We start from the raw sequence: 21885 nt of genomic DNA on the forward strand, positions 1-21885 counted from the left end.
AAAAATAGCGAACCAAAATATATATTTATTTCTGAACCTTTCTAATACACATATTCTTTGAACGAACTTATCATAGAACTTACAGACATTGGCCCAAGAGAGTTTTTTGGACAGAATAATGAAAATATAGATTTGTTAAAAAAACACTTTCCAAAGCTGAAGATTGTTGCCCGTGGCAATAAAATAAAAGTGTATGGTGATGAGGAGCAGTTGGATGAGTTTGATCGTAGATTTGATATGCTTACCGCACATTATGCCAAGTACAATAAGCTTGATGTAAACAGTATAGAGCGTTTGCTAGGCAGCAATGTTCAGGATGAGATTGAGGCTTCTGTAGCCAGTGGGGAAGTTTTGGTACATGGCGTTGGTGGCCGTCTGGTACGTGCTGTGACTGCTAATCAACGAAAGTTGGTAGACGCTGCAAACACCAATGATATGGTTTTTGCCGTGGGTCCTGCTGGGACTGGTAAAACCTATACTGGTGTCGCCTTAGCGGTAAAAGCGCTAAAGGAAAAACAGGTAAAGCGAATTATTTTGACCAGGCCTGCAGTTGAAGCCGGGGAAAACTTGGGCTTTCTTCCCGGAGATCTCAAAGAAAAACTAGATCCTTATATGCAGCCGTTATACGATGCCTTAAGGGATATGATACCTCCTGAAAAATTAGTCCATTATTTAGAAAATGGGACCATACAGATAGCGCCTATGGCTTTTATGCGAGGTAGAACCTTGGACAACGCTTTTGTGATTTTGGACGAGGCACAAAACACTACCCATGCACAGATGAAAATGTTTCTTACCAGAATGGGGAAAAACGCTAAATTTCTGATCAATGGCGATCCTGGGCAAATAGATCTTCCACGACGCTTGGTTTCTGGACTGAAAGAGGCCTTATTGGTATTGCAGAATGTGGAAGGTATTAAAATCATCTATTTAGATGATAAAGATGTAATAAGACATAAATTAGTAAAAAGTGTAATAGAAGCCTATAAAGGTATTGAGCATAACAATTGATTTTACTTCATGAGCAACACAATAATTGACACAAATTTTAATTTTCCGGGACAAAAAGGGGTTTACAAAGGAAAAGTAAGGGAGGTTTATACCTTGGAAAATGATATTTTGGTAATGGTGGCTACGGACAGACTTTCTGCCTTTGATGTGGTAATGCCAAAGGGGATACCGTATAAAGGTCAAATTCTTAACCAGATCGCCACAAAAATGATGGCCGATACTTCCGATATAGTGCCCAATTGGTTGTTGGCAACTCCGGACCCCAATGTTGCCGTAGGTCATGCTTGTGAACCTTTTAAAGTAGAAATGGTGATCCGCGGATACCTATCCGGACATGCTGCTAGGGAATACAAACTTGGGAAAAGGGAATTATGTGGTGTAACCATGCCCAACGGAATGCGGGAAAATGATAAATTCCCAACCCCTATAATAACCCCAGCAATTAAAGCGGAAATGGGCGACCACGATGAAGATATTTCTAGGGCAGCTATTTTGAAGCGTGGGATTGTTGGCGAAGAGGATTATATAATATTAGAAAAATATACCGAGCTCCTTTTTCAAAGAGGAACGGAAATTGCCGCTAAAAGAGGCCTTATTTTGGTAGATACCAAATATGAGTTTGGGAAGACCAAAACAGGGGAGATCGTATTGATAGACGAAATCCATACTCCGGATTCCTCACGCTATTTCTATGCCGATGGGTATCAGGAAAGACAGGATAAAGGAGAGACACAAAAACAATTGTCCAAAGAATTTGTTAGACAATGGTTAATCAGCAACAATTTTCAAGGCTTAGAGGGACAAGTAGTTCCCCAGATGACCGATGATTATGTTCAGTCGGTATCCGATCGTTATATTGAGTTATTCGAAAATATTACGGGAGAAAAATTTGTGAAAGGCGATATTTCCAATATTCAGGCACGTATTGAGAATAATGTACTCCAATATTTATCCGAAACCTATAATTAAGTAGTTACCCAATCTTTAACAGATCTTTTAGCTTTAGGGGACCCTTTTCTTTAAGTCGCGACTTTATTTTTAGAAAGGCAATGGCAGTGATATAGGCATCCCCAATAGCGGTATGCCTGTCCTTCATGGAAATATCAAATTTTTCGGCCAATTCATCTAGGGAATAGTGTTCCTTTTTCTTGAAAATATTAGAGGATATAAGAGTACTCTTGTAAAGCTTTGAAGTGTCTAAAACTTGGTTTTTTAAATTGGGAAGTCCGTTTCTTTCCAATGCCTTGTTAATCATATTAAGATCAAAAACGGCATGGTGAGCTATTATTACCGCGTTTTGCAAATAGCCCAATAGTTGCTGTAAGGCCTCTGCCTCGCTTACCTTGTTGAGACCTCCACTTTTTAGGATTCCGTGTATTTTGGCAGTATCGGCATTGTAATGGTCTTGCTGCAAGTAAAGTTCCAAGGTCTGTGATAGGACTATTGTTTTGTTTTGCAAGCTAAGTGCCCCAATGGAAAGGATCCGTTCATGGATATAATCAAAGCCAGTAGTTTCCGTATCCAATGCCACAAATCGGATATCCTCGATATCCGTTGGCATTTTTTGCTCAAAACTTTGAACATATTCGTCCCAGAACTTAGGATATTGGACGGGTTTTTTTCTGAAGAAATTTATCATCGCATTAAATTTGAAACCTTGAATCTTACACTGATCAATTCCTGAATATCCTTGATCGTCTTAAATGTTCTCTTTAATTTAATCCGTTCTTCCTTAGAAAGTTTGTCGATCGCAATATACCTACCAGAATCGTTGTGTAATAAACCCTGTTTGGTGCGGAACTTTAACAAGGCCTTGGTTGCGTAGGAACAGGCTAAAAAGGTTTCCTCGTTATTCGGTTCCAATTGCGCAAGCTTTTCAAAACGCTCTGCAGTATTGTTGACAAATTTTACGGAATGTGATAAAATAAGCACCCTTGCCGCATCGGTCAGTGGCATCAGTGCCCTGCGTTTTAAATCGAAAGAATCCTTATGCTCCCCATCTGCTTCTAATAATAGCTGTCTAAAGAATCCCGTTGGGGACGGATTCTGTAATGCCCCACTGGCCAAATGTAAATAGAAAATGGGATAATTTTGAGTAGTTTTAAAAATATGCTTTGATAATTCGTCGGCCAAGCCAACATCGCCAAAGGTGACATTATAATCGAAAAAGATGGAAGACAGCAACACCTCATCCGCTCCCGGATTGGTTATCCATTGCGTAACATTGGTTTTCCATTTATCTAGGCTATGGCACCAATTGGGGTTGGAGGCCATCATTTCCGCAGGACAATACGCATAACCAATATCAAACAGTCCTTTGTTTATGATTTTAGCCAGTTCTAGAAAGTAATCGGTGGTTTCCTTGAGATTTTCTTCAGGGACATTTTCAAAGACTAGGGCGTTGTCTTGATCGGTCTGTAGTAATTGTTCACTACGACCCTGACTTCCCATAGAAAGCCATGTGAACTTTACAGGAGGTTTGTCGGACATTTTTCGAAGGGAAATTTTAATGACCTGCTTAATACAAACATCGTTTAGTTCGGTTATAATCTTTGAGGTAAGGGTCATTGGAATATTTTGCTCCAAATAACCGGATAACAATTGATCGATACTTTTGCGTATCCGTTTAATGCTCTTTATTTTCTTGGTCCTCTTTATGGCTTTGATCAATACGGCTGGATTATTTCCCAATGCCACCATAATATCGTGTTTGGATAATATACCGATGGCTTTGGAGTCTGAGGTACCGTCCTTGGTGATACATAAATGACTAATATCACTTTTCATCATGGCCATTTGTGCTTGTGTAATGGTCAGGTTTTTGGTAAAAGTAAGCACAGGAGACACCATAATCTTAGAGGCTTTCACGGTAATTGGATATTTTCCGGTAACAATATTATTGCGGAGGTCTCGGTCCGTAATGATACCTATTGGCAGCTTGTCCCTTAAGATCAACATTGCTCCAACATTGTTCGCGGTCATTTTCTCCGCTATGGTTTTTACGGGAGTGTTTTCTGTACATGTGACTAGTTTTTTGGAATATTCTACTTTTTGTAGGTCCAATAATGGAGTATTTTGGGCATTGGGGTTTAATTCTAATCCCTCCTCATACAATTTGCCCCTATGGCTTTTGGAATATGGATTTCTGGTGTTTGATGCAAAACTTGCAATCAAATAGTCCCCAACCTCATTATTGCGTTGCGCATAGGGTTTAAAAGTGTCTATTGGTATGGCATATAAAATACTTTCTTCCTGTGCCCTGGCCTCCATTTTATAATTTTCCAAGGCCATTAACGGTCTTAACCCAAAAATATCGCCCTCATCACATAGGTCCATCATACTTTTTTCGTTACTTTTTTTTAGGGCGATGGCTCCTTTGTGTACCACATAAAAATGTTGATGTGGAATGTCGTTTTCCAAAAAAACGGGACTGTCCTTTTCCTTGTATATGATGGTGATCTGACCCGATAATGTTTGCAGATCAGCAGCTGCCAACAAATTAAAAGGAGGGAAGTTTTTTAAAAAATCGGCAACCCTATGGGAAATGGTATTTTTCATAACTGGTATTTGTGATAAATTTACTTTATAAGGTCCATCATTAAAAGAAAAAAGAGTCAAAAACCAAAATTTTCATTTATAATTCTCCACTAGCCGTTTATTACGTGGAGATGCTTACAATTAAAAGTATCAATTGAGGTAATTTGATGAAATCGTTTTAAAACAAAGTTGTATTTTTAGGGGCATGAATATTATCTTGTAATGGGACCACCAATGCCTTTGAGATAATTGAAATTAAGTCGACTGGATATGTATTCATGCGATTCTCTAATTTAGAAACGAACCGGGGTTCGAAGTAATTTTAATGTATAGTACTATGAGTGAAAATTATATTTTTCTTGCCGATGATGATGAGGATGACCGTATGTTATTTTCCGAAGCTTTAGAGGAACAATGTCCGAATGCTTCTATTCTTACCTTTGACAATGGGGTGGACCTTATGGCCAATTTACTGAATAAGGATCAACATCTCCCAGATGTAATTTTTCTAGACTTAAATATGCCCATGATGAACGGGGAGGAGTGTTTGAACGATATTAGAATGGAGCCCAAATTAGCTAATATTCCCGTTATAATCTACTCCACTTCATTGGACCCACAGCAAGTGGAAACTTTGAGAATTAATGGGGCCAACAGGTATTTAAAAAAACCGGAAAACTTTAATAAACTAAAACTTACGCTAGATAGAGCCATAAAATCGGTTTTAAACAAAGAAAATGAAATTGCTTCCGATTTGGAATTCGTAGTGAAATATTGATCGTAATATACAAGCGCACCAAGCTCTGGATTTTGAATTTTTTAAACAGAGGAGAAAAATTTAAAGGAATAATTAGTGCTGAGGATTGGGACACTACACCCTTAGGAACCCAAAAATTGGCTCCTTTATTATGGAATCAATTTAGTCCGTTAGCGTTCAAATATTATTTATTAGAGCGCTTGCCAAGGAAGGGAATACTATAATTTTAAGGAAATTATAAATCGAATCGCCATGGAATTAGCATATCAAGATTGTATAGACGCCTGTCTTAAGTGTATTAGGGACTGTGAGTATTGTTTAATTCAAATGTCGGGAATGGAAAGTAAGAACGAATGTCCCAAATGCTGTATACTTTGTATAGAAGCATGTTCTGCCACTATGAAGTTTTTAATGGCCGATAGCAGTTTTGCGAAGGAATACTGTGGATTATGTGCTGAAGTATGTCAATGGTGTGCAGAACAATGCGGGCAGCACGACCATAAGCATTGTGAAGATTGTGCAAATTCCTGTGTAAAATGTATGGAAGAATGTAGAAAACTTGTCGCTGCATAAGCGTATGATTATAAAATAATTCCACATGGGATGACAACAGATATAATTCTGGTTTTTCTCGTTTTAATTACGGTGATCGTGTTGTTCGCCCTAGAAGTTTTCCCAGTAGATAAGATTGCCTTTTTGATTATTGTATCCCTAACACTATTAGGGTTAATATCACCAGAGGAGGCCATTAGCGGATTTTCCAATGGTGCTACAATAGCCGTTTTAGCATTAATGATATTGGCAATAGCCATGGAGGAGAATGGCGTAATTTCCTGGTTAACCTCTGGACTGGGAAAGGTGAAAGGACTTCCCCTTTTTATTTTGGCCCCATTGTTTATGGTGGTCACGGCTGGTATTTCAGCATTTATTAGCACTACCGCTGTGGTAATTGTTTTTATTAAGATCATAAATCAGCTTTCGGAACGCTTTAAGGTTCCTAAATCCAAACTTTTGCTTCCAATCTCATTTGCAGGTATCTTAGGTGGATCATGTACTTTAATGGGGACCTCTACCAACCTGATTGTGAATTCAGTTGCCAAAAACTTAGGAGCTCCAGCTTTGGGTTTTTTCGAATTTAGCATGATGGGACTCATTTTTCTTGGTGTTTCTGTGGTCTATCTGACCTTTGCACTAAAATGGCTGCCCTGGAGTAAGGACAAAAACTTGGACGAGGATTATAGTATTGGGAATTACATTACCAGTGTGCGGATCAAGAGTGAATCTAATTTGGTGGACAAAAGAATAGAAGAAACCTTTTTATACAATAATCCAGAGTTATCCGTGCTACAATTAACGCGGAACAATAGGGTGCATAATTCACCGGGAAAATACATCACACTTAAAGAAAATGATGAATTGCTTTTAATGTGCGATATCACAGCCCTATCCAAACTTAACGAATCTGAAAGCCTTGGGGTAAACGAGCAACATTATTGGATGATCCCAGAAAAGAGTACTGAGGAAAGGGAAAGTGTATCAAAACTGGAAGAACGTGTATTTGTGGAGCTCCTAATGTTGCCTGGAGCAGCATTACTAGGTAAGACTTTGGGAAATCTTAGAGGTTATATGCAGCAAGACGTATTGCCCTTAGCAATTAAGAAACGGAAAACACTTACCAACCTACGTGAAAGAATGGTATTGAGCAGCGTAGATAAGTTGGTCCTAAAAACAGGCGATCGTTTATTGGTAGATGTTAGTAAACAAAATGTAAATTCCCTAGAGACTATAGATAATATTGTATTGTTACAAAAATTGGATAGACCAGAAAACCATGCACCCTTTAAAAAATATTTTTCCTTAGCGGTTCTTTTGATGGTAGTTGGTCTTGCGGCTACTGGTGTCCTGTCTGTTATGGTAAGTGCGCTCTCCGGGGTTTGCTTATTGCTACTTACGAATAACCTGCATCTGGATCGGGTCTACAAAAAAGTAAATTGGCAAATATTCTTTTTATTGGCAGGGATGATCCCCCTAGGTGTTGCCATGCACAATAGTGGGGCAGATATATGGATCTCCGAACAGTTATTGAGCTTTTTAGATAATCAATCAAAAATGGTGGTTATAGGGACCCTATTTTTTGTCACTATGGTTATGAGCGGGGTAGTTAGTAACAATGCTACCGCCATTATTATGACGCCTATTGCAATAGCGGTGGCCCAAGGCTTGCAACTAGATTTTAAACCTTTTATAATGGCTGTTATGTTTGCGGCAAACTTTAGTTTTTTCACTCCCGTAGGGTATCAGACCAATACGTTGATCTACGGTATCGGGAATTACAAATTCAAGCATTTTTTTATCATAGGAGGAATATTGAGCCTTATTCTATGGGTTTTGGCCACTGTACTATTATCCCGTTTAATTTAGCTGTTATAAATGAAATTCCTATAGCACCTACTTTTCCGAATAGTATATACAAGAGTGGAATGTATTTCTACTTTCCTAGTACCGCACCATAAAATATAAAGTGCTATTTTGTGATCTTAATTTGGGATGATGAGGTTTGGTTCCTTGGTATTAGGTAGAATTGGATAATTTGAATTGGTATGAAAAAGTTTGTTCTCTTAAGTGTTTTGTTGGTTCTTTTTTATGCTTGTTCGGAACGGAAAAAGGGAGGTGAAGAAGTAGACATCGTAAAAATTCCAATTTCTAACCTGCAGGGAAATCAGCTTGCCCGTATCCATTGTTCCAATTGCCATCTTTTTGTACCCCCAGATAGTTTGCCTAAATTTAGTTGGAAAAATGATGTATTGCCCGCTATGGCCCATCGCTTGGGGATATATAACGGAGACCATCAACCAGATAGTTTGTTTGATAGGGGCAGTGGTGGAGATATAGTAAGAAAGGCCAATATTTTCCCCGAACAACCTTTATTAGCTAGGGCAGACTGGGATAAAATTGTGGATTATTATATTGACAATGCCCCCGATTCCATGCCAGCCATAGCAAGGACCAAAAAGATAAATATGGGTTTACGGCACTTTAACTATAAAGAAGTAGCTTATTCCCATCGACCTCCTTTGACCACCATGGTGAAAATTAGACCAGAGGGGAAGGGAGTGGTGTATGCGGACGGGAAACAAAATATAAATAGCCTAACTTTCCTGACTCCGGACCTGGAAAAAGATTATGTTGTAGGATTAAAGACCAGTCCAGTACATTATTACGAAAAAAAGGACACCATTTATTTAACTACTGCAGGGAAAAGTATTTTTCCACACGATGCTGCCGAGGGAACCTTATTAAAGATAAGCAGATCAGGACCACAGCAGCGATTTAATAATTCCAAAATGGGTATTGAAAATATGCAGCGTCCAGTGTATATGGCCTATGGGGATTTAAATGGAAATGGGAGGGAGGATATAGTGGCATGTGAGTATGGGAACCATACCGGAAAGTTGGTCTACTTTATTAATCAGGGCAAGAATGGCTATGAGAAAAACCTGTTAAATAATAGGCCTGGCGCTATTACTGCGATTATTAAGGATATGAACGGAGATGGGCTTAATGATATAATGGCATTAATGGCACAGGGAGATGAGGGGATATTCTTTTATGAAAATAAAGGGGACGGTTCTTTTGTTGAAAAAAGATTGTTATCATTTATGCCCCTCTTTGGATCCCAATATATGGAATTGGCAGATTTCAACAATGATGGGTTGGATGATATTATTTATGTATGCGGGGATAATGCGGACAAGACCCCTTACCTAAAAAATTATCACGGAATCTATATATTTCTAAATGAAGGTGATTTAAAGTTTAAACAAGCCTATTTTTATCCTTTAAATGGCGCTTATAAAGCTATGGCCAGGGACTTTGACCTTGATGGGGACCTGGATATCGCCGCCATATCTTTCTTCCCAGACTACATCCACCATCCAGAAGAGAGTTTTGTATATCTGGAAAATAAAGGGCAAATGGATTTTGTGGATTACTCCTTCCCACAATCCACTAACGGCAGGTGGATAGTTATGGATGCCGAAGATATGGATGGAGATGGAGATGTGGACATCGCCTTGGGGTCCTTTGTTTATTTTACACCAGCTGGGGATACCACTGGCCTAGGGAAAAAATGGCTTACTACCAGTCCATCAGTAATTATTCTGGAGAATACGATAAGATAATCTGGCGCTATCTTACTTAAAACTAAAGTAATATAGAAAGTATCCTTTAATTTCATACTTATAATATACTAGTGTATTGCATGCTTTTGCCCAATTGCGTTGGTATGGAAACATAAATATTGATTTTCAATTGGATTAGCATTCCTAATCGCCAAATTCTAATTTCCATCAAAATTGTTTAAATCGCACTACTCAAATTCAGTATAAGCTTAGATCTGTGAGGTTTAGGTTTTAGAATATATCAATTGCAACATTGGAGAAATCGATTTAGTTATAGCGTAAGATTTTAAAAATTACTTTGTAAGTAATTGGTACTAGCTAATTAAAAAAGTATATTTAATGTTTTTGATTGTACTAGCTGTTGATTTTTCTAATAGATTTCCAGGCCGAGTAGTATAAATAGATTCACTTTAAATTTAATTAATTTATTAAGATTAATGGAAAAAAAACTGGTTGTTATATCTGTAGCACTATGTATTATAACAACCTTTGTTATATGGGAAATCTCAATCCAAAGAGTTGAAGTTTATCGAAATAACATAGAGCTTGTAGAAAATATTCAGGCCAAGGACCGACTTAAGGATGCTGAATCCCAATTAAATGAATTATACGACATAAGTAAGAAAAATGTGTTGTTTATTAGGGATTTAATTGAATTGGATTTGAAAGCTAAGGCCCCAATGGAGGTGACGATCCAAAAGCTAGAGCGATTTTTAAAAATCGACAATAATTATTTTCAAACAAGGTTTATCAATCCCAAGGGGATGGAAATTATTCGGGCAGAGGAAGGGAAGACCACAAGTCCGGGTAATTTTCAGTATAAAGGAGATCGCTACTATTTTATAGAAACTATTGGTTTAAAGCAAGGGGAAATTTTCACTTCTGATTTGGATATGAACGAAGAAAATGGAGAAATTGAAATTCCCTATAGACCGACCATTCGTTTTTTTACCCCCATATTTAATGATAGTGAACTAAAAGGTATTGTAGGATTAAATCTAAATGCACTAACATGGCTAAATCATTTTGAATATACGGACATCAACTTATTAAATTCCAATAATCAGGTAATTTATGGGAAGAATGAAAAATTATATTCTATTTCTTCCAAAGATTTACACCAAAAGGACCCTTATGGAAATTCTTATTATGTTTCTAAAATAATTAGTTTGGAAGGAAATTATTCGTGGACAATTTATACAGGAACGGATATAAACCTTATAGGTGAAAAGGTAGGGGAATATAGAAAAACAACTTTTTTAACCGCATTGATCTTGAATGTTGGAGTAGTATTATTTTTAATAATAATTTATAGTTTTTATAGAAAGAATTCCAGAATATCACTTTTAAATCATAGAGTAGAAATAAGGATCAAGGAGCGAGATATCTTGCTAAAGGAAATTCATCATAGGGTAAAAAACAATCTTCAGGTGATAACAAGTTTATTAAGTCTACAGTCAAGTTTTATAAAGGATGAGGAAACAAAAGGACTTTTTAGATATGCCCAATACAGGATAAATACGATGTCCATTATCCATGAAATGTTATATAGATCCAACGACCTTACAAAAATTAATTACGGGGAATACCTGAATCGCTTAGTGTCTAACCTATTCAATTCCATGAAAGGGAGTAACCACAAAATAGGAGTTCGAATTAAAGCAGAGGAACTTTATCTTAATTTGGATACCTCTGTGCCTCTAGGGTTGATAATAAATGAGATTATTACCAATTCTTTAAAATATGGAATCAAAAATAGGGATAAAGGCACTATTTATATCGAGATCGAAAAATTAAATTACCCCAATCATATTCTTAAAATCGGAGATGATGGACTTGGCTTCCCAAAGGATGTAGATTTTAGGAATACAACAACCCTAGGATTAAAACTGATACATAAACTTATAATACAGCTTAAAGGGAATATAGAAAAGGACAACTCAAAAAAGGGTACACATTACATAATTGCATTTCAGGAAATAGAACAAACATCATAAAAATATGCCAATAAAAATTTTGATCGTAGAGGATAATATGATCATCCAGATGTTTTTGGAGAGTACTATAAAAGAAATTAAGAATACCGTTGTTTTAACGGCAAACAATGGGGAAGAGGCATTGGCCATGATGGAATTAGATACCCCAGGTCTTCTACTTTTAGATATTGGTTTAAGCGGAAAGAGAAATGGAATTGAAATTGCTGAATTGGTCAACATTAAATATGATATCCCTATAGTTTTTATAACTGGAAATTCTGATAAGTGTACCTTGGAAAGGGCTGTGAAAACAAGACCTAGGCATATAATAAATAAACCAATAGATGAAAATAAACTGAAATTTGAAATTCAGGGTATCATTAAAGATTTATCCTTATAGATAGTACCAATGTAGTACGGTGACATGGCCTATCGGAGCAAAGGGCGGTTTTAGTTTTTCTGCTCCAATACACATAATTATGTGGAGAAATTATAGGGTTTAATGCTGTCTAGCACTTTAACCATTAAATTTAGGTGTCTAGGACCGGACTATGCAGAAGATGTTTTATTTATCGCTTAATTATCTTTTTTACCAGTAGTACCACTAGTAAACAGACAAAGCCAACTGCGAGTCCCACAATAAATTCACCTAAGATTGCGGGTATTCCCGTAAACCAGTGATGTAGAAATTCCAGATTGTGCATAAAAATTCCGCCAGCTACTAAAAGAAGGGCAAGGGTGCCTATAACAGATAAGCTTCTAATTACCATGGGAAGTGCTTTTACCAAAAAATTCCCGAGATAGTCAGAGATGCTATTATCCCGTTCATTCAAAGCAATCAATTTAAAACCAAAATCATCCATTCTTACGATAAGTGCCACAATACCATACACTCCAACCGTAGCAATCAGGGCAATTATAGACACTACCAAAATCTGGGTGACAATAGGTTCCTTTACGACCGTACCTAAGGCAATGATCACTATTTCTACAGAGAGAATAAAATCAGTAAGGACGGCAGATTTAATTTTATCTTTCTCCAGACTCAATATTTCCTCTTTACTGAGTTGTGGCTCCAGCTGTACCTTCTCCCCGTGGTTGCGATGAAACAAAAATTCATAGATTTTTTCTACTCCTTCAAACCCTAAATACAAACCTCCCAACAACAATATGACGGTTACTGCCCAAGGCAAAAATGCACTTAAAAGGAAGGCTATTGGTAAAATAATCAGTTTGTTAAGAAGGGACCCTTTAGATATGGCCCATAGTACGGGTATTTCCCTAGAGGAAACAAAACCCGAGGCTTTTTCTGCATTTACGGCAAGATCATCCCCCAAAATGCCGGCAGTTTTTTTACCTGCAATTTTGCTCATCGCCCCAACATCATCCATTAAACTCGCAATATCATCCAACAATGCAAAAAAACCTGAAGCCATGTTTATAATTTTGGATTCAAGAATACGAATATTTTTGATTTTTATGGTATTCTAAAAGCAGTAATTATTAATTCATATACAATTATATTGTGCTGTTTTGCATGGAAGTTTAGAGATGCTATTTCACTGGATGGCGCTGATGTTATTGTCGTTCATCACTGGTTCTCACTACTAATCAGAACCTAATATGCTGGATTGGGTTTTTCGAAAACATTAAAATTTTATTGAACAGGGTTAATGATCTAAGGAACAGTGTGTTAATTTTAGTATTAAAGAGAGATATGTCCATTGGGTTTAGAACAGCTTTAATAGGGGTATCTATAATCTAGCAATGAATATTAAATTTAAAAAACACGGTATGAAAACTTTAAAATCTTTAACTACTATGGTCATAGTATTGGTGACCTTTGGTGCCATTGCCCAGAGCAAAGAGGATCAAAAAATTATTAACGATGCAAAAAAGGCGAAAATGCACATTCAGAAAATGGATGCCGGACTGGATCTGTTCTTCAGTAATGCCTCGGGTTATGTAATCTTCCCTAATGTAGGGGAAGGTGCATTTATTGTTGGAGGAGCTTCCGGAAATGGGGCTGTATACCAGAATGGTTCCGTTGTGGGAATGGCAGATCTTAAAAAACTGGATATTGGATTGCAAGCAGGTGGGCAAACGTTTACCGAAATCATCTTTTTTGAAACAGAAGATGCATTAAATCATTTTAAGCAGGGAGAGTATGAATTTTCTGCCGAAGCCAAAGCAATTGCTTTGGAAAAAGGAGTTGCAGCCAAATCAAACTATAACGATGGTGTTGTAGTGTTTGTGCTGCCAAAGAAAGGCCTAATGGCAGATTTATCGGTTGGGGGACAAAAATTTTCATATGCCCCTATTAATAAGTAGAATGAATAATCTTATTTTCAATAAACCCTGGTGCTTGCATTGGGGTTTATAATTCTAAAAACGCTGATTTTTAATTTAATAGGCGGTTTTAAGTGATTATTTATAGTGAATTGAGTGCAATGCATTGGCGTTTAGTAGGTTTAGGACAATTTAAAATTTTAACCCAATCCATTCAAATTTTCACTCCAAGAAGCTAAACCTCCATTTTTATCTTACTAATTCCGTAACTTTATATAAAGCGAGAAACATGCAAAAGCCAAACAGAAGATTGGAACATCAAACTTGTATAGTTACTGGTGCTAGTTCGGGTATAGGTAAGGCTGTAGCCAAGTCTTTGGGCATGGAAGGCGCTAATGTTGTAGTCAACTATTACCAGGGAAAAAAAGAAGCAGAGGAATTGGCTCATTGGATCTGTGAAAATTCAGATTGTGGACAGGCTATTATTGTTAAATGCGATGTAAGTAAAGAGAATGAGGTAAAAGCCATGTTTAAAAAAACAGTCTCACATTTTGGGACTGTAGATGTTTGCGTTGCCAACGCGGGAATTCAATTAGATCACCCGCTTCATAAAATGCCCTTAGAAGATTGGAAAAAAGTCCTGGATGTTAATCTTACCGGTCAATTTTTATGCGCAAAGGAATCGATAATCGAATTTAAACGAAGGGGTATGCGTAAGGAAGTGTCCAAATCGTTGGGCAAGATTATACATATGAGTTCGGTACACGAGGTAATCCCATGGGCGGGACATGCTAATTATGCGGCTTCTAAAGGAGCACTTTTAATGTTGATGGAAAGTATATGTCAGGAATATGGACCAGAGAAAATTCGCTGTAACAGTATTGCCCCAGGGGCCATAAAAACTGAAATTAACAGGGAGGTATGGAGTACCAAAAAAGGGGCTGCGGGAATGTTAAAGCTTATTCCCTATAAAAGGATAGGGATCCCGGAAGATATTGGAAGTGTAGCCAGTTGGTTGGCTTCTGACGAATCTGAATACATCAACGGAACGACCATCTTTGTGGATGGTGGTATGACCTGCTATCCAGGATTCACCACTAATGGGTAATAATGGAAAAAGGGTAAAATAATAATAGGTTTATTAAATTAATCTTTTAATCGTGATGCAATGGAAATGGATAAAATACAATGGGAAACAAAGTTGGATGATTTACTCTGCGAAATCGTAGCTTCCAAAGAAGCTTATGAAAAACTTGCCACAACAGAAGAATTACCGGGTAGAAAGCACTTTTTTAAGGAACAAGCACTGCAAAGAATGGAATTTGAAACAATCTTGAGCGAGGAAATACTTGTTGTAAAAGAAGGGGGAATGCTTAAGCGAAGAACACCAGACACTTGTGTCTTTGACAATGTGGTGGCTACCGTCACCAGTAGAAGGTTGACCGCTATAGAAGTAGATCGCCTGATATTGCAAAAAGAACAGGATCTTATTAAAAAATACCAGGAGGTTTTAGAATATCCGTACATTCCGGATGCCACGGATGCACTTTTACAGTCTCAGGCCGAGGATATGAACGATGTTGCACAAAAACTTAAATTGGACCTGAATTTGGAAGAAAATAACTTTTAATTGAAATACCTATAAAAGAATAAACCATTTTCATAAAATGAGCATAAACGAAAATTGGTCGCCAATACCAATGAAGAAATGCGATCCTGACTGCCGTCAGGTAAGTTTACATATGACCGTTAAAAAAACAATTAATAGCTACCTATGAAAAACATTATAAGAGCTTTGCTGGCCGGTTGGGGAGCAAAAAAAATAGGAGGAGGTAAATGTGGCTGTATTGGGGTAGTCGTTGTTTTTTTAATTCTCTATTGGCTTTTGGGTCATGTGTTTAACTGATTTTCATCTAGTTGCTGAGATGACTACAAAGGCAAAGAAATATCCAACAAAGGCGATTTTAATAGCGTTTCAGTTCCAAATAATGGTGTCAACCCTTTGCCACAACATGAGGATTCATTGCCATTCTTGTTCTTTGTTTCTGAAATTATAGTTTCTGAGAAAAGCAGAATATGGAATATTATTTTTTAAGAGTTCCACCAACATAGTTAAAGATTTCGGCTTTTAGACCTTTAAAATCGTCCGTACAATCCAAAATTTCCATTTCTAGATCATCGTGTTTGTGATAAAAGGAGGAATCCAAGGTGGCGGTACCAAATTGTATTAATCCACCAAGATGGTTTTCGTGTTTGGAAATTAGCTGCCTTAATTTTATTTTACGAGCTTCAAATTGTTCTAATCCCCCTAAATATTGCTGTATCCTTTCAAATAGATCTTGAGTATTGGGCTTAAAAATATCCGACTTTAACAATTGATCTATAAACCGGGTTTCATCCTCCATAAACTGAAGGTCCGATTTCCAATGTTGTATGTGCCAATGCACCTTTTCAATTTTTGTGATAGGACTAATTTCTTTACGGTTATTTTCCATTTGATCCTTATTTTGATAATTATCAATAATAGGATTTTTTTAAAGGGAATACTATGACCAATGTCAGTAATACTAAAAGATGTATTAACCTATCAGCTTCGTTTTTAAATTCGTGCCATATTCGGGAGCTCTTGAAGAACTACATAGGTTTTTTTATGAGCCTATACTAGTTCCTTATTATTACTATTTCATCATTTAAAATGATATAATTTTAAAATCGTTTCATGGGCTTACCCTAGGGTGTTTGACTAACCGCATATAATGTTCAATTTTACTGATCACTCGAAATCAATGATTGTGATTTTTCAACTATATCTCTGATAATCAAATCTAATTCTACTGCCGATGAATATATGTGGTTCAGTAACTCTGTTTTCTCCTCCTCGGTTACTAAGCCATCCTTTATCAAATAAATCATCCCCATTAACCTCGCCAACGGAGCCCTTACCACGTGAGACTGAGTCCATGCTATATCCCTTAATTTTTGGTTTTGTGTCTCTATATTAAGCGCACGTTCCTCTAATTCACTATTGAGCTTTTGTAGGGACTCTTGATAGGTCTTTCGAAATGTTATATCGGTCATTGCTCCGATAACTCGGATTGCTTTGCCACTTTTATTCCTAATTACAGTCCCTTTATCCCACACATAAACACTATCCCCGTTTTCTTTTAAAAATCGATATTCCGATTCCCATTTATTTAATTGTGAATCGTTGATAACTTTATATAATGAATCAATTACCCGTTCCTTATCCTCTGGATGCAACTTATTTTTCCATAATTGGAGATTATCACTTTCTGAACGTATATCATGCCCAAAAAGAGATTTAAAAACTTCACTTACGTACATCGTATTTTCGGCAATATCCAAATCCCAAATAACGTCATTTGTTGCTTGGGAGACCCTTTTAAAACGTTCATGGGAAATTTTAATGGTAGCTTGCGAAGTTATTCGTTCACTCACATCTTTAATGAAAATGGAGATCCCATTATCCGATGGATAGCTATTTATTTCGTACCATGTATTATAATCGGGGAAATAATCTTCAAATGTGAATTTGTTTTTATTTCTAATCGATTTAATAAATGTTTTAAAAATTTTATGGTCAGTAATTTGAGGAAATACCTTTTCTATATGTTTTCCTATAATTGTTTCTCGGTCCATATCAAAGCAATCTTCGGCTTTGCTATTCCAATAAGTGATTATTCCTTGGTTGGTTACAGAAATAAATGCATCACCAATACTTTCTAAAATTAAACTTCTCTCATCATTCGCAGCTTTAGAAGCTAATTGTGATGCTTTAAGTTCATGTATATCCTGAAAACTTCCGTAAATTCTACTGCATAGGTTGACATTGGTTTCAGGTTTACCAATGATCCTGACCCACCTTTCTTGCCCTTTTGCAGTTAAGATTAATAGCTCTACATCAAAGGGCTCACCTTGATGAAACGTATTTTGGAGTAGGTCTGAAAATATTTTAGAACTTTTATGATCCTTGTAAAAACCTATGATGCTATCGAGGGTGGGGACATAATTATTTTCTACCTCGTGTATTTTCTTGGTCATCTCCGACCAAAATACCGTGCCCTTATCGAAATCAATTTCCCATGCACCTATACGAGCCAGTTCGGTCACCTCCTTAAGTAACTCTTCCAGCTGCTTTTTTTCTGTAATATCAGATCCAACACAATAGATAGTACCTTTTTCTTGAGTTTGGTTGGCAGACCAACTAAGCCATTTAATTTCACCGTCCTTTGTTAGGTAGCAATTTTCAAAAGACTGAACAGATTCTCCCTGTTTAAGTAGATTTAGTTGCTCTATAGTGCTTATTTTGTCTTTTGGAAGTACGAACTCCATTAAATTTTCCCCAAGGAGTTCCGCTTCGGAATAGCCCAAAAGTTGGGTTGCAGCTGGATTAATTTTTTGAAATATTCCATCTTCTCTTATTTTACATAAAATGGCAGGGGTAAACTTGAAAATTTCATCAAGCTCAATTTCTAATTGTCTTCGGTTGATTGCCGTCCCTAAATAGGTTTGCAATTGTTTGAACAACGCACCATAGAATATTGGATTCTTTAATTTATCTTCTATACCTAATACAAGTATTCCTTTAACATCATCATTGTGTATCAGTGGTATGCCGACAACTTCTTGAGGGCAACATACATCAGAAGAAGGATTTCTTTCAAAAATAGTTGCTTTTTCTATAGTATCCCATGCGGTTATTTTCTGATTTTCCCATAGAGTTCCGGGAAGCCCTTTACCGAATTGAAAACTGGTTGGGCTGGTATTAGTAGTTAAAAAAGAATTACCCATTCCAGTTTGCGAATACTGGGCCACAAGTTTCATGGTGGTTTTATTTGAATCTGGCAACCATATTTGTCCTACATTGTAATTTATTTTTTTGGTTAAGTATTGTATTATGTTTACCAAGCAGGCCTCCAATATTCCATCTTTATTGAACAAAGCCCCAATTTCGTTCAAAATCTTTTTTTGCAGCTGTGAATTCTTTATTTCAGTTACGTCACGCTCTATGGAAACCCAATGTGTATATCTACCATTGTCATCAGCTACGGGACTTACAACGAAATTCACCCAATAATCCTCACCAAGTTTGTTTTTACTCGTAATTGTCATTTCAAAAACTTCCCAACGAGACATCGCTTTTTCAATTTTCTTTAGTTCCGAAGGGGTTGTATTTGGACTTTTTAATATAGATGTGGTTTTTCCAAGGACTTCTTTTTCTGTATACCCCGTCATTTTAACGAAAGCCTGGTTGACATAAATAATTTTTCGTCCGCCTTGCTCGGATGGTTCTGCTTCGGTTATCATTACAGCTTCCGCGGTATTGGTCACCACAGACTCTAATAACCTAAGGTGCTGTTCTTCCTTTTTCTGATCTGTTATGTCTTGGATAGTGCCTTCGAAATAGTCTGGGTCACCTTTAGAATCCAAAACAAGATGGCCCAATCCATGCGCCCATCTTATAGAGCCATCGGGTAAAATAATTCTATAGGTGAAGTCTTGTATTTTATAATGTGAAGATGTTAATTGTTCCTTTTTTATAAATTGGGCTCTATCATCAGGATGAATAGCGGCCAAAATGTTGTCATAAGTAAGGTCAAAAGTTTCCCTATTTCTCCCATAAATAGTATAAACCTCGTCGGACCAATAAACTGAATAATTAATCGGATCAATGCTGTAGTGACCAAGTTTGGCTATGGCTGCCGTAGTTTTCAATTTGCGTTCCGATTCCTTTAAACCATGTAAATACAATTCTCTTTGGGAAACATCAATACAGCTGATCAACATGCAGTCACGATCTTTAACCTTTATAGGGTGACCTACTATTTCTAACTGGGATAACGCTCCATTTTTACTTTGGTGTGTAAAAATGCCATAGTTAATTGTTCCATCTATGGATTTTGAGTTTTTTACAGAGTCGATGAATACTGGTACTTCAATTTTTGGTTTAAGGCGTATTACCTCCATTCCTATCAACTCCTCCCTGCTATAACCAAAGTGCGTTACCATGTTGTCATTAACCTCAAGGATTTTATAGCTACCGAGATCTAAAATATATTTTGGGAAAGGATCTGAGTTGAAAAGGAAGCGCCCCTTTTCTTGTGAGGACTTTAGGTTATGAGGTATGGACATTCTTTCTGTAATGTCTCTGGCATTGACAACTATACCTTGTATTACTGGATCTTCGCGTAAATTAAGTAACAATACTTCAATCCATTTCCAACTACCATTTTTGTGTTTAATTCTGAATGGTTTTGAAATATAGGGCTCATTTTTATAAAACTTTATAAAATTATAATAGGTGAATTCCCTATCCTCTTCATGCACAAAGTTGAAAATGTTCTTCCCGCTCAGTTCATCCGAGGTATAACCCATGGGAAGCCCAGAACCCCCACTTGTAAAAATAAAATCCCCATCGGCATCTATAATAGTGAGCAAGTTATACCCAGCTTGGACCACTGAGGTAAACTTGGGCGATAAAAAATCGATTTGCTCCCAAACCTTTTTCTGTGGGGTAATATCATGAATTTCACCTTCAATGAAAGTAAGGTGGGCAAACTTATTTGAGGTTATCTTATTTGCTTTAATATGAATCCAAATAATCTGACCTGACTTGTGAAACATCCTAAACTCAATCTCATTCTGTAAGTTGCTTTTTTGGATCCAGATGTCAAGTCCTAAATTAAATTTGACCCTGTCGGAAGGGTGTATTAAATTCACCCACTGATTGAGGGTTTTAACCGCAAATTCATTCGGCGTATATCCGAGAATTTCTACAAAAAATGAGGGGTTTATATAGAATTTGTGCGATCCAATTTCCAATTTCCATGAGGTGACGCTGGTAACCACAATGGAATCTTCAACTGAAAAATTCCATAATTCGGTTAAGTCTATTACTTCATTGCTAGTTTTTTTTTCCTTTTTAACCGATATTAAGGAAACCGTGTGATCCGCTAGGGTTTGCATTCCGTTGCGTTCTTTTGGACCTATAACCTTGGCATGGATATCGGATATAAAAAGAAGCCCTTCTGTTAAACCTAAGGAGTTCACTAAGGGTACTATGGCTATAAAACTTGGATGATTCTCTGTAAGTTTAGCTGTTAAATCCTCCCTACTTTCGTCTTCATGGATGTTTTCAATGATCCGAATTTTGTTGGAGCCAGTAGAAAGATAGTCATTCAATAGGTTTTCAATCCAGGTTGTTGATTCTGGAGAAGATTCCTCGAAATATGATTTATTTTCAGGAATTTCCAACAAGGCTACCATATGGTGTGGAACCTCAAGTATAATAGAAGTTAGTTGGCAAATTTCCTCATAGATTTTATGTGGAAAAGCTAATTTTCGGTAGGACGGGAGGAACGAAACGATATCTACAGACATTAAAATTTTATATTTAAATAAAGATCTAATTTCTTCTTATTATAAAACACAAATTTATTATTTACGGTTTAATACTCAACGGAAATAATAAGCTTAAATTTTGAAAGATTTAAACATAAAAATAAACCGGAATATAACTAGTAGAACTTGAAATTCAAGTTTGTTAAAGTACTAATAAATTAATTTAATGTCGATTAAATATCATTTTTTGTCGATTAAATGTATATTTTAATTCTTTTCTATCTCAACATCACTAACATTTCGTGAAGCTAAATTTCGGATATTTATACTTTAAGACACTAACAGATAGTAGTTTAATCGTTTTTTGAAATAGTCCTTGGAGTTGATACTATTTTAAGAAAAGTCTCAGATTCGGTAATCTTTTAAATTCTACATTTCCTTTGATTAATTTATTGAGGTTTTAAGTGTTCCTTGCTGTCGTGAAAATCAGACACATTCCAAAAAGGATATGTACTACGAGTGTTTACTTAAATAAGTAAGAAATTCCCTCAAAATAAGAAGCACTTGATAAATTCTTGACTTTGATTCTAAGAGAATAGCAGAGAAATGAAAAATTTCATAATTAATATGAATTCTTTATTTTGTGCTAAAGCAAGATGAGTTTATTATCTACATTGATGGAAAGGTAAAAAAGGTGTATTTGCTTAATAATTTAAAGGTAACTCTAAATATTCTACATACACCCCAAACAGAATATGCCAAATGAAATAAT

16 protein-coding genes are annotated in these 21885 nt (G+C 36.5%); 11 read left to right on the forward strand and 5 right to left on the reverse strand.

Annotated elements, in window-relative coordinates; all coding sequences use genetic code 11:
• The first annotated feature begins 57 nt into the window (after positions 1-57).
• Both KCTC52924_RS14865 and KCTC52924_RS14870 read left to right on the forward strand, forming a co-directional pair.
• Positions 58-1011 (forward strand): PhoH family protein, encoded by a 954-nt coding sequence (locus KCTC52924_RS14865; RefSeq protein WP_251805550.1) that lies wholly within the window; start codon positions 58-60, stop codon positions 1009-1011.
• 9 nt (positions 1012-1020) lie between these two features.
• Positions 1021-1980: a phosphoribosylaminoimidazolesuccinocarboxamide synthase gene (locus KCTC52924_RS14870; RefSeq protein WP_251805551.1), complete on the forward strand. Its 960-nt coding sequence runs from the start codon at positions 1021-1023 to the stop codon at positions 1978-1980.
• Between the two features lie 4 nt (positions 1981-1984).
• Here the strand turns inward: KCTC52924_RS14870 and KCTC52924_RS14875 are convergent, their stop codons facing one another.
• Both KCTC52924_RS14875 and KCTC52924_RS14880 read right to left on the reverse strand, forming a co-directional pair.
• Positions 1985-2650 carry a PolC-type DNA polymerase III gene (locus KCTC52924_RS14875; protein ID WP_251805552.1) on the reverse strand — a complete coding sequence of 222 codons (666 nt, stop codon included), beginning with the start codon at positions 2648-2650 and terminating at the stop codon, positions 1985-1987.
• Entirely contained in the window at positions 2647-4569 is a 1923-nt protein-coding gene (locus tag KCTC52924_RS14880; protein ID WP_251805553.1) for a DUF294 nucleotidyltransferase-like domain-containing protein, read from the reverse strand. The genes KCTC52924_RS14875 and KCTC52924_RS14880 overlap by 4 nt, the downstream gene beginning before the upstream one ends.
• A gap of 316 nt (positions 4570-4885) precedes the next feature.
• Here KCTC52924_RS14880 and KCTC52924_RS14885 point away from each other — a divergent pair, with 316 nt between their 5' ends.
• From KCTC52924_RS14885 to KCTC52924_RS14910, 6 genes are all read left to right on the forward strand, one after another.
• Positions 4886-5326, forward strand: coding sequence for a response regulator (locus KCTC52924_RS14885; RefSeq protein ID WP_251805554.1), 441 nt, complete (start codon positions 4886-4888; stop codon positions 5324-5326).
• 231 nt (positions 5327-5557) lie between these two features.
• The gene (locus KCTC52924_RS14890) at positions 5558-5878 is read left to right on the forward strand and encodes a four-helix bundle copper-binding protein (RefSeq protein WP_251805555.1); all 321 of its coding nucleotides are present in this window, start codon (positions 5558-5560) and stop codon (positions 5876-5878) included.
• A gap of 30 nt (positions 5879-5908) precedes the next feature.
• Positions 5909-7726 (forward strand): SLC13 family permease, encoded by a 1818-nt coding sequence (locus KCTC52924_RS14895; protein WP_251805556.1) that lies wholly within the window; start codon positions 5909-5911, stop codon positions 7724-7726.
• 179 nt (positions 7727-7905) lie between these two features.
• On the forward strand, positions 7906-9486 hold the full coding sequence (locus KCTC52924_RS14900) for a VCBS repeat-containing protein (RefSeq protein ID WP_251805557.1): 1581 nt from the start codon (positions 7906-7908) through the stop codon (positions 9484-9486).
• A 437-nt stretch (positions 9487-9923) separates the two neighbouring features.
• On the forward strand, positions 9924-11483 hold the full coding sequence (locus KCTC52924_RS14905; RefSeq protein WP_251805558.1) for a sensor histidine kinase: 1560 nt from the start codon (positions 9924-9926) through the stop codon (positions 11481-11483).
• A gap of 4 nt (positions 11484-11487) precedes the next feature.
• On the forward strand, positions 11488-11862 hold the full coding sequence (locus KCTC52924_RS14910; protein ID WP_251805559.1) for a response regulator: 375 nt from the start codon (positions 11488-11490) through the stop codon (positions 11860-11862).
• Positions 11863-12031: 169 nt separating this feature from the next.
• Here KCTC52924_RS14910 and KCTC52924_RS14915 read toward each other — a convergent pair whose 3' ends face one another.
• Positions 12032-12898: a DUF808 domain-containing protein gene (locus KCTC52924_RS14915; protein ID WP_251805560.1), complete on the reverse strand. Its 867-nt coding sequence runs from the start codon at positions 12896-12898 to the stop codon at positions 12032-12034.
• 358 nt (positions 12899-13256) lie between these two features.
• Here KCTC52924_RS14915 and KCTC52924_RS14920 point away from each other — a divergent pair, with 358 nt between their 5' ends.
• From KCTC52924_RS14920 to KCTC52924_RS14930, 3 genes are all read left to right on the forward strand, one after another.
• The gene (locus tag KCTC52924_RS14920) at positions 13257-13793 is read left to right on the forward strand and encodes a lipid-binding SYLF domain-containing protein (protein WP_251805561.1); all 537 of its coding nucleotides are present in this window, start codon (positions 13257-13259) and stop codon (positions 13791-13793) included.
• A gap of 247 nt (positions 13794-14040) precedes the next feature.
• On the forward strand, positions 14041-14859 hold the full coding sequence (locus KCTC52924_RS14925) for a glucose 1-dehydrogenase (RefSeq protein WP_251805562.1): 819 nt from the start codon (positions 14041-14043) through the stop codon (positions 14857-14859).
• Positions 14860-14919: 60 nt separating this feature from the next.
• Entirely contained in the window at positions 14920-15381 is a 462-nt protein-coding gene (locus KCTC52924_RS14930) for a hypothetical protein (RefSeq protein WP_251805563.1), read from the forward strand.
• 454 nt (positions 15382-15835) lie between these two features.
• Here KCTC52924_RS14930 and KCTC52924_RS14935 read toward each other — a convergent pair whose 3' ends face one another.
• Complete coding sequence (locus KCTC52924_RS14935; RefSeq protein ID WP_251805564.1) at positions 15836-16246, reverse strand: hypothetical protein; 411 nt, start codon at positions 16244-16246, stop codon at positions 15836-15838.
• Positions 16247-16517: 271 nt separating this feature from the next.
• Positions 16518-21152, reverse strand: coding sequence for a PAS domain S-box protein (locus KCTC52924_RS14940; RefSeq protein ID WP_251805565.1), 4635 nt, complete (start codon positions 21150-21152; stop codon positions 16518-16520).
• Between the last annotated feature and the right edge of the window lie 733 nt (positions 21153-21885).

This window comes from Arenibacter antarcticus, assembly GCF_041320605.1.
Taxonomy (GTDB): domain Bacteria; phylum Bacteroidota; class Bacteroidia; order Flavobacteriales; family Flavobacteriaceae; genus Arenibacter; species Arenibacter antarcticus.